Below are 13,613 nucleotides of genomic sequence, written 5' to 3' on the forward strand. Positions count from 1 at the left end.
AGATGCTTCAGTTTAGCTATGGCGATGAACAGATTACGTTTGAGCGCTTGCCGCGTAGCGAGGGCATCCAGCGTGTGTTGATCAAGGTTCACCCTGATTGCCGGATCGAAGTTGCCGCCCCAGCCCAAGCGGACGATAGCGAAGTGCTGGCAGCGGTGAAAAAGCGCGGTCGCTGGATTTACCAACAACTGTGCGATTTTCGCCAACAATCCGCCTACGTTACCCCACGGCAATACATCAGCGGCGAAAGCCATTATTACTTGGGCAAACAATACTTGCTGAAAGTGCTGGAAGACCCCAATGCCACGTCGCAGGTAAAACTGTTACGCGGCAAACTGGAAGTGACGCTACGTCAGAAGAGTATAGCGAAAGTGGAGCAGCTTCTGGGCGATTGGTACAAAGTACGCGCAAAAGAAGTGTTTGCCAAACGACTGGATGCCATGCTGGAACAGGCTCTTTGGGTGGCTGAACGTCCACCGTTACGCATCCTCACCATGCACACCCAATGGGGCAGTTGTTCACCCCAGGGCAGGCTGACGCTGAACCCGCATCTGGTTAAAGCCCCACGCGAGTGCATTGACTACGTGATTCTGCATGAGTTGTGTCATCTTGCTGAACATAATCACAGCGAACGCTTTTACCGTTTGCTGTCTCAGGTGATGCCCAGTTGGGAAGAGGTGAAAGCTCGACTGGATGCAAGGGCGGGGTATTATGTGTTGGCATGAAAACTGCTCTGTGAATGTGCAAACGTTATATTTCCTCTATCTAGGTTAAGTAATGCTAAAAATTGAACGTATTCTTGATAAAAGCAGCGTACCGCCCCGTCAGCCGCACCTGTCGCTGACCCTGCCGCACGAACGCCGCATTATCAGCCGCCAGCGCGTCACCCTCGACGATGGCAGTGATGCAGGCTTATTCCTGCCACGCGGTTCCAGCCTGCAACACGGCGATGTCCTGCAAGGTGCCAGCGGTGCACTCATCCGCATCCAAGCCGCGCCCGAAACCGTGTCCACCCTGACTTGCGCCGACCCGTGGTTGCTGGCACGTGCCTGTTACCACCTCGGCAACCGTCATGTGCCCGTGCAAATCATGCCGGGCATGATCCGTTACCAACACGACCATGTGCTGGACGATATGCTGCACGGTTTAGGCTTGCATGTGGTGGTGGAACAAGCGCCATTCGAGCCGGAAGCGGGCGCGTATGGCGGCGGGCATTCGCACGGACATCATCATGACCATGATCACGCGCATTCCCATGATCACTGACCTCGCGCTGCTGCGCCTGCTGCATCTGGTCAGCCCGACCTTGCCGATTGGTTCGTTTACCTATTCGCAGGGGATCGAATGGGCGGTGGAATGCGGCTGGATTGCTACCCCCACCGATTTGCAAAACTGGTTGGCAAGCCAGTTGCACAGCGGCATGACACATCTGGATATTCCGGTATTGCAACGCCTGTATCACGCGGTGGAACGCGCTGATGTGGAAACGTTGGAATACTGGATTCACACCCTCAATGCCAGTCGCGAAACCAGCGAATTATTGCTGGAAGAAAAGAATCGCGGGCGGGCGCTGACTGATTTGCTGATTGCGCTGGAAATCCCCAATGCTGCCCGCTGGAAACCGCTGCTGGCACAAAGCCAATCTGCTGCTTTCGCACTCGCTGCGGTGCATTGGCAAATCCCGCTGCAACAAACAGCTTACGGCTACGTGTGGAGCTGGCTGGAAAATCTGGTGCTGTCAGCGGTGAAAATCATCCCGCTGGGGCAAACTCAGGGGCAAAAAATCCTGCATGAAATGATGGCGTTGCTGCCGGAAGTGGTGGCGCAAGGTTTGCAAATAGCGGATGACGACATTGGCGCGTCGTCACCCGCGTTAGCCATTGCCAGCAGTCGCCATGAAACCCAATACACCCGTTTGTTTAGATCGTGAAGAAACCCCTCCTAACCTCCCCTTATCAGGGGAGGAACAAGAAGGCGGCGCATCTTTCTTACTCCCTTCCCTGATAAGGGGAGGGTTGGGGAGGGGTTTCTTCAACAAAGGAGAAAGTAACTATGTCCAATCCATTGAGAGTCGGTGTCGGCGGTCCGGTCGGTTCCGGCAAAACCGCGCTGCTGGATGCGCTGTGCAAAGCCATGCGCGACACTTACGACATCGCCGTTGTGACCAATGACATTTACACGCAGGAAGATGCGCAATTTCTGATGCGTAGCGAAGCCCTGCCCGTGGAACGCATTGTCGGCGTGGAAACCGGCGGGTGTCCGCATACTGCCATCCGCGAAGATGCGTCCATGAATCTGGCTGCGGTGGAAGATCTGCAAATCCGCTTCCCCGATCTTGACCTGATTTTCATCGAAAGTGGTGGTGATAATCTGTCAGCAACCTTTAGCCCTGAACTCGCGGATTTAACCATTTACGTGATTGACGTGGCGGAAGGCGAAAAGATTCCGCGCAAAGGTGGCCCCGGGATTACCCGTTCCGACTTGCTGGTGATCAACAAGATCGACCTTGCACCTTACGTAGGGGCGTCGCTGGAAGTGATGGAGAGCGACAGCAAACGGATGCGCGGTGAACGTCCGTTTGTGTTTACCAACTTGAAGGAAAAGTTGGGCTTGCAGACGATCATTGATTTCATCGTCCACAAGGGGATGCTGCGGGCGTAAGGCTTACGCGCTCGCTTGTACTTGGCTTTGCTGGGCTTCGAGTTCAGCAAGCCGCTTTTCCAACGCTTCCAGCTTTTCACGGGTACGCAGCAGTACCGCGCTCTGAATATCGAATTCTTCCCGCGTGACCAGGTTCATCTTTTGCAGGCCGCCTTCGAGCAGGCCGCGCATGTTTTTTTCCACGTCTTCCTGCATGTGACGTACCGGTTCGGGCAGCAGGGCTGAGAGTTTCTTTGCCAGATCGTCGAGGTTGCCAAAGCTTTGCATGATGTGTTCCTTAAACTAAGTGGATGCCCGGATTGTAGCAAATTCGGTGACAGTGCGGTTATGTGGTGGGCTTAGTGCATTAATACCGACCAATGCACTATTATGGTGCTGATGCACGCTCCGAAAAGGGGATAAGTCGACTAAATGGTGTTTTTTTAAACAATTACTAGCTGTGCCTTGTGGTCATGCGGCTTCTGAGTGATTGGCACGTCAATTGCACCATGCTTGGCGTTAAGCAATTAAATTTGGCATCCCTAACTAGCAAGGAGTTAGTTCTATGAAAATGGTTACAGCCATTATTAAGCCCTTCAAACTCGACGACGTGCGCGATGCGTTGGGGGATATTGGCGTTAAAGGTATCACAGTCACTGAAGTAAAAGGTTTTGGGCGTCAGAAAGGTCACACCGAATTGTACCGTGGCGCAGAATACGTGGTGGATTTCCTACCAAAAATCAAGCTTGAAGCCGCCGTCGCCGAGTCGCAAGTGGATCAGGTGATTGAAGCGATCACTAAGTCTGCGAATACGGGCAAAATCGGTGATGGCAAGATTTTTGTCACCTCAGTAGAACAAGTTATCCGCATTCGCACCGGCGAAAGCGGTACAGATGCACTGTAAGGAAGGGGGAATTCCATGAATATTCGTCTTGGTTTAATGATGCTGGCAGCCGTACTGGGTATTTCCGGTGTGGCAATGGCTGACGAAGTGGCTGCGGCTCCTGTGCCGGATAAAGGGGATACCGCGTGGATGATGCTGTCCACTTTGCTGGTTATTCTGATGATTGTACCGGGTATGGCACTGTTCTACGGCGGTTTGGTTCGCGCTAAAAACATGTTGTCTGTGTTGACGCAGGTGATGGCTATTTTCTGCATGATTTCGCTATTGTGGGCGATTTACGGTTATTCACTGGCATTCGGCGATGGCGGCAGCTTGAACTGGATGATTGGGGATTTCTCTAAACTGTTCTTGGCGGGCATTACCGCTGATAGCACTGCGGCTACCTTCACGGATGGCGTGGTCATTCCTGAATTGATATTCGTGTCCTTCCAGTTGACGTTTGCGGCAATTACCGTGGCACTGATTGTGGGCGGTTTGGCTGAACGGGTGAAATTTTCTGCCCTGATGATCTTCGGCGCATTGTGGTTCACCTTCTCTTACCTGCCAATCACGCACATGGTGTGGGCAACGGGCGGTTACTTGTTTGAAGCCGGTGATTTAGACTTCGCGGGTGGTACAGTCGTACACATCAATGCGGGTATCGCAGCACTGGTGGGGGCCATTGTACTGGGTAAGCGGGTTGGTTTTGGGCGTGACCCGATGCAACCACACAATCTGCCAATGACCATGATCGGTGCATCGTTGCTGTGGGTCGGTTGGTTCGGTTTCAACGCTGGTTCTAATCTGGAAGCGAATGGCGGCGCTGGTTTGGCTTTCATTAACACCATTTTGGCGACAGCGGCTGGCGGTATGGCGTGGATGTTGACTGAGTGGTTATTGCGCGGCAAGCCATCCATGTTAGGTGTGGCTTCTGGTGTTGTCGCAGGCTTGGTTGCGGTAACACCGGCTGCGGGTTTGGTGGGGCCGATGGGCGCTATCGTACTGGGTGCTATCGCCGGTGCATTGTGCTTGTGGGGCGTGACTGGCCTGAAGAAAATGCTGGGCTACGATGATAGCTTGGACGTTTTCGGTATCCACGGTCTGGGCGGTATCATTGGTGCGATTGGTACGGGTATCTTTGTTTCCCCAGCTTTAGGCGGTGTCGGTGTAGACGACTACTCAATGGGTGGGCAAGTCATTACCCAAGCATCAGGTGTTTTATTAACCGTCGTTTGGTCTGGTATCGTGAGCTTTGTGTTGTTCAAATTGATCGACATGACCATGGGGCTGCGGGTATCGGAAGAAGAAGAACGCCAAGGTTTGGATACTGCTTCCCACGGGGAACGCGCTTATTCCATGTAATGATTTAATGTTCAACTGACTATTCTTCGAGTCGATTTGCGGCGGGATTAATACTCCCGCCTTTTTTTGTGCGGAAGAAACCCCCTCTAACTCCACTGCCAACGCCCACGATGCGTTTTTCAAATGCCGCCACCGTAGCCTCCCTTTTGCTCAGGTGTTAACCATGATTTTACGGAAAAGCGTCAAACCGCTGCAAATGTTGTACGATGTCCTCAACCGAGTAGCCGTCGATGCTACCATAAGCGCAAAAAGAAGCTACCAACGTACCGAAGACAAACATGCCTGTGAGGCTAAACACCAGTAGTCGATGGCATTCGATAAACCGCTCGTCGTTCCGCCAATGCGCTCTCAAGCAAACTGCGATCACGCTCCAGCTCCAGCCGCAATTCCTCTTCGGTCGGCAGGTACAGGCTGTATTTGCTGGCAAACAAGTGCGGGTTATCGGCGAGTTGTGAATATTTGGCAACGGCTTGATTACGCTCGGAACACAGCAGCAAACCCAGCGTCGGGTTATCGCCTTCGCCCCGGTATTGCTCCTCGAACGCACGCACGTACATATCCATTTGCCCGACATCCTGATGCGTCAGCTTGCCGATCTTGAGGTCAATTAGCACAAAGCATTTCAGCAGGTAGTTGTAGAACACTAAGTCGACGAAGAACTCTTCGCCTTCGACCCGCAGGTGTTTTTGCCGTGCGACGAAGGCGAAGCCTTTGCCGAGTTCCATCAGGAATTGTTGGAGCTGGTTGATCAAACCTTGTTCCAAATCTTTCTCGTACAAACCCGCATCCACCTTGGCTTGCAGAAATTCCAGCACGTAAGGGTCACGGATGAAATCACGCGGATCGGGTGGTGCTTGTTCGGCAATCAATTGTCGGGCTTCAGCGGCAACCCCTGCCTTGTGAGCATCGCCGCTGGACAGTAAGCGCTCGTAAAATAAAGTGCTGATTTGGCGGTCAAGGGTTTGAAACAGTTACAATAAAATCTATCTAAATCTATTAAAACTTTATCATTTTGGTTAGGTTTATAAAAGCGTAGTGCCGTTTATCCGTAAAAGATAGCAGCAAAAGCACGGATGACTAGACAACTATCACACCGCGCTGCATTCTGTTTGCCATGATCATCAGCCACAAAATCCGCCTTGACCCCAACCATAAGCAAGCGACGTACTTGGCGAAAGCCGCAGGCACAGCACGGTTCGCCTACAACTGGGCGTTGGCAGAATGGCAAACCCAATACGCCGCATGGAAAGACGATAACACCCAGCCAAAACCCAACCAAATGGGCTTGCGCCGCCAATTGAACGCCATCAAACGCGAACAATTCCCCTGGATGCTGGAAGTCACCAAAAACGCCCCGCAAATGGCAATTATCCAACTCGGCGTAGCCTTCAAAAACTTCTTTGCGGGACGAGCCAAGTACCCGCAATTCAAAAAGAAAGGTAAAAGCCGCGACAGTTTCACCCTCACTAACGACCAGTTCAGCCTTGACGGTTGCCGCATCCGCATTCCCAACCTTGGGTTAGTACGGATGCGGGAAACGTTACGCTTTTCCGGTAAAATTCTCTCTGCCACGATTTCCCGCACCGCTGATCAGTGGTTCGCCAGCATCACCGTGGACACCACCTCAAACCACCTCCCGCCTGCCAAAAACCAAGGCACGGTAGGGGTGGATTTGGGCGTATCTGCACTGGCAACCCTATCAACGGGGGAAAAAGTGGTTGGGGCGAAGCCGCATAAAGCCTTGCTTTCCCGCCTAAAACGGCTCTCGCGCAGCCTGTCCCGCAAGGTCAAAAGCAGTGCCAACCGCCACAAGGCAAAACAAAAACTGGCAACACTTCACGCACGTATTGCCAACATTCGCCAAGACAGTTTGCACCAACTCACTACGGATTTAACCCGCCGTTTTCACACCATCGGCATTGAAGATTTGAACGTGTCGGGCATGGTGAAAAACCGTCATTTATCCCGTGCCATCAGTGATATGGGGTTTTTCGAGTTCCGGCGGCAACTGGAATACAAGGCGGGAATGCGCGGTGCGGTGGTCGTGGTGGCTGATCGGTTTTTTGCCTCCAGCAAAACCTGTTCTGTTGCTGGCTGTGAGCATAAAGTGGAGAAGCTGCCACTGTCGGTACGTGAATGGACTTGCCCCGTTTGCGGTGCAGTCCATGACCGTGACATAAATGCCGCCAAGAATTTAGAAGAATACGCCGTGAGTTACACGGTGTCTGCCTGTGGAGGGGAAGGCTCTGGTCTTGGGCGCAAGCCGAAGACGAAACCAGCCCCCGTGAAGCAGGAATTCAACACCATGACTACTTTTAGTTAGCTATAGGTAGATTTGGGTAGGTTTGAAATAACGGCGCGAGTACTCCAGCCTTGGGTAATGGCTTCGTTGGCGTACCAGTCACGGGCAGCGGGATTTTCAACCCGTAACAGGTGGCGGTAATGTGTCCACGTCAATTGTGCACTCACTGAGTGCGAAATTGGGTAAGCCAGATAAAATGCCCGCATGTATTGGAGATGGTGATGTGACGGTCTATCTGTTTCATACTGTTAACACCTTACGATAACGCCTTCAAGATCGCACAATCAGTAAGGTGTTTATCACCCGTTCCCTGCGTTGCCCTCGGTGTTAGTGGGCGTAAGTTGGCGCGGTGTGGCAAGTCTTTGGGCAGCACAATGTTCCACACTAAACCCATGTTATGTAAAGCATTTAACACGCGCCAGCCGGGGTCAGCCTGATTGGCATAAAGTCCCAATAGTGCCGAACCAGGGTAAGCGTGGTGATTATTGTGCCATGATTCACCCATTGTTATGCACGCAGCCCACTTGACGTTATGCCCTTGTACCGCTGCATTCAGCACCTCGTTATCCATTTCGCCGCTGTTGTGAGCGAAATAACCGACTAGCCAATGCCCCGTTACGGACACTATCACGCGCACAGAAATTCCCCAAATGACCCAAGGCAGACCACCCACGAAAAACAGTAGTAGGGCGAGTGGTAATTGTTGCAACATCCACGTTTGTTCCATGAAATGCAGGATGGGATCGTGGGCAATGCGTTGCTCAGGGCGGAAACTGGGTGGGTGTTCCAGGTGCAAATCACAATGCAATTGCCACCACGCATCCTTCCAGAATGTTGAGCCGTGGCGTAAGTAAGGGTGGCAGGCTGCTTGGCGTTGCGCCCAATCGCGTAAGTCATGGGTGTGTACCATGCCGAATGGCCCCGCCAAACCTACCAATACACCAAGGTGAACAAAGCTGTACTCCAGCCATCGCGGGCATTCGTAGCTGTTGTGAATTAAGCGGCGATGCATCCCCAACGAATGCCCCAAGCATAATGTAGTCGCGGTGATGATGACAAAGATGGCTACGGCATCCAGCGATAAAGTCATTGCGCCACCGATAACCGCCAATAGTGCATGAGTGAATACCCATAAGGATTTGATAGGCGACCAGCGCACGTCGCCTGCGACAGGGTTAGTGCGAGCGTCATGTAGGAAAATGCGAGATAATTCTGTCGATGCGTTCATGCCGATACCTCAGTAGTTTGTTGTGGTGATAAATTTTCCGGTATACCGAAATACCTCCCCAAACCATGGGTGCGTCAGCCGAAAATCCATCGCAAACCCGCCCGCATCCAACGCCGTTTCCACAATCGTGGTATGCCCCAACACCAGCCATTCGGGAATCGGGATCAGCACACGCCCCAGCTTCAGCACCAAATGCCGCCCGCTGTAATGCAGCTTGCCCTCCACCACCGACACTGCCATCCGCAAGCCCATGAACGGGCTGACATACTCAATCACCTCATTGCCACCCGCATACACCCAATGACTTTTGAAGAAAATCACCTTGCCATCGGGGAAGCTAAGCGTGCGTTTCCAACGTTGTGTACTGAAAATCACCGTTGGCGTGGTAAAACTCCAATCCGCGAGCACCACATGGCGATTCACCACCGCGATGTGCGCCAGATTGCCACTGCGATCCGCCATCCACTTATAAAACGCACTGCCCAAGCCCGTGCCAAACAACAGCACCATGCTCAAAATGTGCAAGTATTTCAGGCTCAGATACAACATAAACCCTCCTCCACACTCAACGGCATCCGCCCCAGAAACGCCGCTAACGGTTGTACATCGGCGGTATTGCCTTGCTGCAACATCCGCAAATTATCGGGGTGTAACAGGGGAATCACGAACTGCCCCGCCTGTGCGACTGCCATCATCAAGCCAAAAGGTATCGGCAGCGTCAACGCGGCTTTGCGCCCTTGTTCCAACCGCAGCGTTTGCAGCCAATCCACAAATGCCAGTGGGTAAGCGCCGACCACATCCAGCGTGCGTTGCGCGGGTGTTACTTGCAATGCCTGAAACAGCGCGGCGGGAGCGCGATGATGCAAGACTGCAAAGGTTTGCCCACGGGTTTCAGCAATAATCCCGACGCTATTGATCACTGCATCCACGCCGTGTAAATGCGGCAACCAATCGCTGATGGCTTGCATTTGGTTGAAATTAAAGCCGTAGCGACGTGCGACAGGCGTTACTTGATGCCCCGCCGCCCGCAGTGCGGGTAACAAATGCCCGCCGATGAAGCCGCTTGCCCCCGTGAGCAGGATATTCATGACGCTTTCGCCACGCTGGGTGTAAACACTTTTTGCCCAACAACCATCATGCCCAACAACATCCCCGCCAATGCCGCAACGAGCGAGACATGCCTGCGCTGAGGGCGACTTCGATGCCGAAAAGAAGGATGTTGTCCATTGATGCTCCAAGTGTTGATTAAGTGGAGCCAGCATAGAACGGAAGCCAATCAGCAGGCTTCCGGTTTGATAGATCAGGAGCAGAATTCTGTTACGGAAAGATCATTCTGGAACAGCATTCTGTATTTTGCGGTATTGCCCCGGTGTCATGCCGGTGATTTCGCGGAAGGCTTCGTAAAAATTCGATTGCGACGTAAAGCCCACGCTCATGCCCACCGACAGCACCGATGCCGATGGCTCTTCCAGCAACATATCTTCCGCTGCCTCTACCCGAAATTCGCGCACGTAGCGGGAGAAGCTCTTGCCCAAGCGCGTATTGATCAATTCGGACAATTGGTGGCTGGAAAGCCCGACACGTTCCGCCAGCGTCGGCAGATCGAGATCAGGTTGGCGGAACAGCTCGTGTTCCTGCATCAAGCCTTCCACTTCTGCCAGCATAGTTTCCGTATCAATATTCGTCAGGGTGGAAACCGCATAGGTTTCGCGGGCGACTTCCGCGACCTCGGTAGGCAGTTGCGGGGCAATGCTCAGAGCCACGTTCACCAACAGGAATGCCAGACCAATCGCACTCGCATACGCCATGAAAAAGTATTTTTCTGACAACAAGGGCAAGGCGATACCGAAGACTAAGACGACAAGCGCGGTAGCGAAGACGACGCTGAGTATGCCGAATTCTAAAGAGAAGCGGCTACGTTGTTCGCGCAACGCATAAAGGCTGCGTGCTAACCACGCCAAATACCCTGCACCTAGCGCAAACGCCAGCGGTAATGCCCATGCGAAGGGCAGGAGCGGGGCGATGAGTATCGGCAATAAATGCAGCAATTCACGCGGCAAGGTGTCGGTTTGCGCTTGTAATAAGGGCTTGCTGAACAGGTAAAACGCGGGGGCAACCGTGAACAGCAGCACTTGATAGTAAGGGCTGTGGATGACATCTGTGTCATCTTGCAGCCACACGAAATGCGCCAGTTGCAAACCCGCAAGGGTAACGAGCAGGATCATGCCCATGATTTGCGCAGTTGCCTGCCCCGTGTAGCGATGGCAACGAAAATGTGTAAAAGCCAGCAGCACGGCGCTGAAGACCGAAAAGCCGATGAGTAGGAGAGCGAGTGTCTGCATAGGATCAGTACTTATCGTTGGGGCGACAGGCGGCGTTAGCGCGGATCAGGGCGCTGACTTGTTCCTGGCTGAGTTTGCCTTTGGAGGTCATCGCCTCTTTGGCAATGTCTTGAATGCTTTTGGCTTCCGCTACTTTGGCGGGTTCTGGTGTTGATTCTTTAACGGGCAGCGTTTCGGTGCAAGCGCTTAGGAGGCTGGTCAGCAGCAAAAAGTTCAAGGAGATGAAGGGGGTGTGCATGAGTGAATGCCTTTAATCAGGGATGTGCTACTTAGATAGCACATCCCCAACGCCGATAAACATAGAATCTACGAATAGCGGCGATTATGGCTGACAAATGGCAGGATTACTTTGCCTTTGCGTCAGTTTTGGCAGCGCCACATTTGCCGTCTTGTTTCGCGCCGCACTTACCGTCTTTCATTGCGCCACATTTGCCGTCTTGTTTCGCACCGCATTTGCCGTCAGCCGGTTTTGCCGCTTCGGTTTTGGCCGGTTCAGCCGCTTTTTCAGCAGAGAACGGGTTGCTGCTGCAAGCGCTCAGGGTAGAACCCGCCAACAGGATAGTGCCAACCGACAGAGCAAGGTTAAATTTAGGGGTTTGCATAGAAAGTAACTCCTCCAAGGGTTTGTAAAATAAGCCATTTATTTAATGGCAATTCCCAGTATCAGGTATTGCTGTTTGAACTGGGTCAGCAATTGTAAACCAAATGTCAATAATTGTGCGGGGTCAGGGTGTTGAATTTCTTCAGCAATTTGCTGAAGTGCGCCACGTCCGCTGCATCCTTCCTGTAGCAGTTGCACCAAACGGGCGGTAACGGCGTTTAATACGATGAAATCCACTTTCTGTTCGGCATTTTTGAGTAGCAGTAAATGCGTTGGTTCAGGTGCTTCAGGTTGGCAATCTATGCTGATGCGATGCACGGGGTATTGGTAGCTTTGCAGCAATAGCACGGGATTCAGCACCGGAATGCCGTCCAGCAAATCGCCGTTAGGGTCAATCTGCGCCCAGTCGATGCTGCTGTCAGCCAACATCAGCGGGATTTCCACCCACTCATAATGCGCGAGTTCCAGCAGAAACGGCGGACGGTCACTGAGCGCAGTCGAAGTGAGCCATTGCACGAATTCGGCGGGGATTTCGCGGAAATACGGCGTGGTGCAAGCGTGTTCGGCATAAAACTGGCGCACGAGCGCATTCCACGCTGCATCCTCCAGAATGCTGCGTAACACCGGGAAGCAATTACTGAGGAAATCTTCCACATTGTTGAAGAGCAATTCCACATAAACCCCAGCGCGTTCGGGATCGACTCCGGCAGGTGGCAGGTTAATGTCGGGGTTACGCAAGTGCGCCGCAAAAGCGCGTTGGTAGGCTTCGGTGGCGTTCATGCGGTGTATTTCCGTTGCAGGCTGGCAATGTGTTGCACTTCGGGGACGAGTTCTTGCAAGGGTGGAATGTTGTAATCACGCTCTAATAAGGTGGGGAATACCCCGAACTCCGTGTAAGTGAAATCCAGCAATGCCCATACAGGGTCAATCACGGGTGCGCCGTGGGTGTCGATCAATAGATTCGGTTCTTGTTGGTAATGCCCAGCGGTATGGATGTAGACCACGCGCTCTTTGGGCAGTTTGCGTAAGAATTCATACGGGTCGTAAGCGTGGTTGACGCTGTTGACGTAGACATTGTTCACATCCAAATGCAGCAGGCAATCGGCTTCGGTGAGCACGGCGTTGATGAAGGTGGCTTCGTCCATTTCGCTGATCGGTGCTTGTAAGTAGAACGAGGCGTTTTCAATGCCGATTTGTTGCCCCAAGAGGTCTTGCGCTTGGCGGATGCGGGCGACGGTGTGTTTGAGGGCATCCTCGGTAAACGGAATGGGCAGCAAGTCGTATAATTGCCCATGATCGGAACACCAGGACAAATGTTCGGTGTAGAGCGGAACACGGTGTTCCTGCATGAAGCGTTTGATGTTGCCGAGCAAGTCGGTATTCAGCGGGGTTAAGCCGCCGAGGGAGAGCGATAAGCCGTGACACACAAACGGAAAACGTTCGGTGAAAGCGCGGAGGCGTTTGGCGCTGCTGGGGTCAGTGCCGATCCAGTTTTCAGGGGCGATTTCAAAGAAATCAATGCAGTCGGGGACTTGCTGTTCCAGCGCGACCAGATGATCGCGCCGGAAACCTAAGCCTGCCCCACGTAAGTTAGGGCTGTGCATGGTTTACTTCTTTTCTTCGGTTGCAGCAGGTGCAGCTTCAGTGGCTGGTTTTGCTGCGGCATCGTCGGCTTTTGCACCGCCGCACTTACCTTCTTTACCACCGCATTTGCCTTCGCTCATTTTGCTGTGCAGGGCTTTGCGCTCATCCGCATCCAAAGAGCCATCTTTGTTGGCATCGGCTTCAGTGAACATCTTTTCGTGATGCGTCATGAATTCTTCTTTGGTGACTTTGCCATCTTTGTCAGCATCGGAAGGGCAATCGTCGGTTTTTGCACCACCGCATTTGCCTTCCGCGTCTTTTTTCATGTTTGCGCCGCACATGCCTGCGCCGCATTTCATTTCACCGCCTGCTTTGTTTTCAGCAAGCTGCATGTAACCGCTGCTGAGGGTGCTGGCTGCGAATGGATTTTCAGCCGTTGCTGTGGTTGCGCCCAAGGTCAGTGCGGCTGCGAAGGTTGTGCCTAAAGCGAGTTTCAGGGATGTCGTTGTTTTCATGCTAGTGCTCTCCTAGAAATAAATGGGTTATTTTGCAATCAGTCAAACTGATTCAGTGCATTGTACGCAAAAACCGCGAAACTGGATGCGACTTTGAAAAAATTTATGGTGTCAGGTTGGGAGGATTAAGTCCGTACCGGTACTGGATTTAGCTCA

The 13,613-nt window shown here is 52.7% G+C and carries 20 protein-coding genes; 8 read left to right on the forward strand and 12 right to left on the reverse strand.

Annotation, left to right across the window (positions count from 1 at the left end):
* Positions 1–2: 2 nt before the first annotated feature.
* The 4 genes from QJT81_02985 to ureG all read left to right on the forward strand — a co-directional run bounded on the left by QJT81_02985 (position 3) and on the right by ureG (position 2,661).
* Positions 3–725: a SprT family zinc-dependent metalloprotease gene (locus QJT81_02985; GenBank protein ID WGZ94964.1), complete on the forward strand. Its 723-nt coding sequence runs from the start codon at positions 3–5 to the stop codon at positions 723–725.
* Positions 726–777: 52 nt separating this feature from the next.
* Entirely contained in the window at positions 778–1,266 is a 489-nt protein-coding gene (gene ureE / locus QJT81_02990) for an urease accessory protein UreE (protein WGZ94965.1), read from the forward strand.
* Positions 1,232–1,930 (forward strand): urease accessory protein UreF, encoded by a 699-nt coding sequence (locus QJT81_02995; GenBank protein WGZ94966.1) that lies wholly within the window; start codon positions 1,232–1,234, stop codon positions 1,928–1,930. The genes ureE and QJT81_02995 overlap by 35 nt, the downstream gene beginning before the upstream one ends.
* A gap of 122 nt (positions 1,931–2,052) precedes the next feature.
* Positions 2,053–2,661: an urease accessory protein UreG gene (gene ureG, locus QJT81_03000; protein WGZ94967.1), complete on the forward strand. Its 609-nt coding sequence runs from the start codon at positions 2,053–2,055 to the stop codon at positions 2,659–2,661.
* Positions 2,662–2,664: 3 nt separating this feature from the next.
* Here the strand turns inward: ureG and QJT81_03005 are convergent, their stop codons facing one another.
* Positions 2,665–2,928, reverse strand: a complete 264-nt coding sequence (locus QJT81_03005; GenBank protein ID WGZ94968.1) for an accessory factor UbiK family protein — start codon at positions 2,926–2,928, stop codon at positions 2,665–2,667.
* A 277-nt stretch (positions 2,929–3,205) separates the two neighbouring features.
* Here QJT81_03005 and QJT81_03010 point away from each other — a divergent pair, with 277 nt between their 5' ends.
* From QJT81_03010 to QJT81_03020, 3 genes are all read left to right on the forward strand, one after another.
* Positions 3,206–3,544 carry a P-II family nitrogen regulator gene (locus QJT81_03010; protein ID WGZ94969.1) on the forward strand — a complete coding sequence of 113 codons (339 nt, stop codon included), beginning with the start codon at positions 3,206–3,208 and terminating at the stop codon, positions 3,542–3,544.
* 15 nt (positions 3,545–3,559) lie between these two features.
* Complete coding sequence (locus tag QJT81_03015; GenBank protein ID WGZ94970.1) at positions 3,560–4,885, forward strand: ammonium transporter; 1,326 nt, start codon at positions 3,560–3,562, stop codon at positions 4,883–4,885.
* A gap of 163 nt (positions 4,886–5,048) precedes the next feature.
* Positions 5,049–5,189: a hypothetical protein gene (locus tag QJT81_03020; GenBank protein ID WGZ94971.1), complete on the forward strand. Its 141-nt coding sequence runs from the start codon at positions 5,049–5,051 to the stop codon at positions 5,187–5,189.
* On the opposite strand, the gene QJT81_03025 is transcribed toward QJT81_03020, so the two are convergent.
* On the reverse strand, positions 5,176–5,754 hold the full coding sequence (locus tag QJT81_03025) for a PDDEXK nuclease domain-containing protein (GenBank protein WGZ94972.1): 579 nt from the start codon (positions 5,752–5,754) through the stop codon (positions 5,176–5,178). The two genes, QJT81_03020 and QJT81_03025, sit on opposite strands and share 14 nt — an antisense overlap.
* Positions 5,755–5,999: 245 nt before the next feature.
* Between QJT81_03025 and QJT81_03030 the strand changes: the two genes are divergently transcribed.
* The gene (locus QJT81_03030) at positions 6,000–7,208 is read left to right on the forward strand and encodes an RNA-guided endonuclease TnpB family protein (protein WGZ94973.1); all 1,209 of its coding nucleotides are present in this window, start codon (positions 6,000–6,002) and stop codon (positions 7,206–7,208) included.
* Here the strand turns inward: QJT81_03030 and QJT81_03035 are convergent.
* From QJT81_03035 to QJT81_03080, 10 genes are all read right to left on the reverse strand, one after another.
* Positions 7,205–7,354, reverse strand: coding sequence for a DUF1016 N-terminal domain-containing protein (locus QJT81_03035; protein WGZ94974.1), 150 nt, complete (start codon positions 7,352–7,354; stop codon positions 7,205–7,207). The two genes, QJT81_03030 and QJT81_03035, sit on opposite strands and share 4 nt — an antisense overlap.
* Before the next feature lie 89 nt (positions 7,355–7,443).
* On the reverse strand, positions 7,444–8,415 hold the full coding sequence (locus tag QJT81_03040; GenBank protein ID WGZ94975.1) for an acyl-CoA desaturase: 972 nt from the start codon (positions 8,413–8,415) through the stop codon (positions 7,444–7,446).
* A 9-nt stretch (positions 8,416–8,424) separates the two neighbouring features.
* Positions 8,425–8,964 (reverse strand): DUF2269 family protein, encoded by a 540-nt coding sequence (locus QJT81_03045; GenBank protein WGZ94976.1) that lies wholly within the window; start codon positions 8,962–8,964, stop codon positions 8,425–8,427.
* Positions 8,952–9,503, reverse strand: coding sequence for an NAD-dependent epimerase/dehydratase family protein (locus QJT81_03050; GenBank protein WGZ94977.1), 552 nt, complete (start codon positions 9,501–9,503; stop codon positions 8,952–8,954). The genes QJT81_03045 and QJT81_03050 overlap by 13 nt, the downstream gene beginning before the upstream one ends.
* 240 nt (positions 9,504–9,743) lie before the next feature.
* Positions 9,744–10,757, reverse strand: a complete 1,014-nt coding sequence (locus tag QJT81_03055) for a helix-turn-helix domain-containing protein (GenBank protein ID WGZ94978.1) — start codon at positions 10,755–10,757, stop codon at positions 9,744–9,746.
* A 4-nt stretch (positions 10,758–10,761) separates the two neighbouring features.
* Positions 10,762–10,995: a hypothetical protein gene (locus tag QJT81_03060; GenBank protein ID WGZ94979.1), complete on the reverse strand. Its 234-nt coding sequence runs from the start codon at positions 10,993–10,995 to the stop codon at positions 10,762–10,764.
* 106 nt (positions 10,996–11,101) lie between these two features.
* Positions 11,102–11,359, reverse strand: coding sequence for a hypothetical protein (locus tag QJT81_03065; GenBank protein ID WGZ94980.1), 258 nt, complete (start codon positions 11,357–11,359; stop codon positions 11,102–11,104).
* Between the two features lie 38 nt (positions 11,360–11,397).
* Positions 11,398–12,138, reverse strand: coding sequence for a putative DNA-binding domain-containing protein (locus QJT81_03070; GenBank protein WGZ94981.1), 741 nt, complete (start codon positions 12,136–12,138; stop codon positions 11,398–11,400).
* Positions 12,135–12,962 carry a DUF692 domain-containing protein gene (locus tag QJT81_03075; GenBank protein ID WGZ94982.1) on the reverse strand — a complete coding sequence of 276 codons (828 nt, stop codon included), beginning with the start codon at positions 12,960–12,962 and terminating at the stop codon, positions 12,135–12,137. Before QJT81_03075 ends, QJT81_03070 begins: the two co-directional genes overlap by 4 nt.
* 3 nt (positions 12,963–12,965) lie before the next feature.
* Positions 12,966–13,457, reverse strand: a complete 492-nt coding sequence (locus QJT81_03080; protein ID WGZ94983.1) for a hypothetical protein — start codon at positions 13,455–13,457, stop codon at positions 12,966–12,968.
* Positions 13,458–13,613 lie beyond the last annotated feature (156 nt).

Origin of the sequence: Candidatus Thiothrix putei, from assembly GCA_029972225.1 — a bacterium.
In the GTDB taxonomy this organism is placed as follows: Bacteria; Pseudomonadota; Gammaproteobacteria; order Thiotrichales; family Thiotrichaceae; genus Thiothrix; species Thiothrix putei.

What these genes read in the sequence shown, in the direction of transcription:
- ureG (WGZ94967.1), top strand. Translation starts at nt 2,053, where the DNA reads ATGTCCAATCCATTGAGAGTCGGTGTCGGCGGTCCGGTCGGTTCCGGC.
- ureE (WGZ94965.1), top strand. Translation starts at nt 778, where the DNA reads ATGCTAAAAATTGAACGTATTCTTGATAAAAGCAGCGTACCGCCCCGT.
- QJT81_03060 (WGZ94979.1), bottom strand. Translation starts at nt 10,995, where the DNA reads ATGCACACCCCCTTCATCTCCTTGAACTTTTTGCTGCTGACCAGCCTC.
- QJT81_02985 (WGZ94964.1), top strand. Translation starts at nt 3, where the DNA reads ATGCTTCAGTTTAGCTATGGCGATGAACAGATTACGTTTGAGCGCTTG.
- QJT81_03065 (WGZ94980.1), bottom strand. Translation starts at nt 11,359, where the DNA reads ATGCAAACCCCTAAATTTAACCTTGCTCTGTCGGTTGGCACTATCCTG.
- QJT81_03010 (WGZ94969.1), top strand. Translation starts at nt 3,206, where the DNA reads ATGAAAATGGTTACAGCCATTATTAAGCCCTTCAAACTCGACGACGTG.
- QJT81_03020 (WGZ94971.1), top strand. Translation starts at nt 5,049, where the DNA reads ATGATTTTACGGAAAAGCGTCAAACCGCTGCAAATGTTGTACGATGTC.
- QJT81_03080 (WGZ94983.1), bottom strand. Translation starts at nt 13,457, where the DNA reads ATGAAAACAACGACATCCCTGAAACTCGCTTTAGGCACAACCTTCGCA.
- QJT81_02995 (WGZ94966.1), top strand. Translation starts at nt 1,232, where the DNA reads ATGACCATGATCACGCGCATTCCCATGATCACTGACCTCGCGCTGCTG.
- QJT81_03005 (WGZ94968.1), bottom strand. Translation starts at nt 2,928, where the DNA reads ATGCAAAGCTTTGGCAACCTCGACGATCTGGCAAAGAAACTCTCAGCC.
- QJT81_03030 (WGZ94973.1), top strand. Translation starts at nt 6,000, where the DNA reads ATGATCATCAGCCACAAAATCCGCCTTGACCCCAACCATAAGCAAGCG.
- QJT81_03075 (WGZ94982.1), bottom strand. Translation starts at nt 12,962, where the DNA reads ATGCACAGCCCTAACTTACGTGGGGCAGGCTTAGGTTTCCGGCGCGAT.
- QJT81_03040 (WGZ94975.1), bottom strand. Translation starts at nt 8,415, where the DNA reads ATGAACGCATCGACAGAATTATCTCGCATTTTCCTACATGACGCTCGC.
- QJT81_03055 (WGZ94978.1), bottom strand. Translation starts at nt 10,757, where the DNA reads ATGCAGACACTCGCTCTCCTACTCATCGGCTTTTCGGTCTTCAGCGCC.
- QJT81_03015 (WGZ94970.1), top strand. Translation starts at nt 3,560, where the DNA reads ATGAATATTCGTCTTGGTTTAATGATGCTGGCAGCCGTACTGGGTATT.
- QJT81_03045 (WGZ94976.1), bottom strand. Translation starts at nt 8,964, where the DNA reads ATGTTGTATCTGAGCCTGAAATACTTGCACATTTTGAGCATGGTGCTG.
- QJT81_03070 (WGZ94981.1), bottom strand. Translation starts at nt 12,138, where the DNA reads ATGAACGCCACCGAAGCCTACCAACGCGCTTTTGCGGCGCACTTGCGT.
- QJT81_03050 (WGZ94977.1), bottom strand. Translation starts at nt 9,503, where the DNA reads ATGAATATCCTGCTCACGGGGGCAAGCGGCTTCATCGGCGGGCATTTG.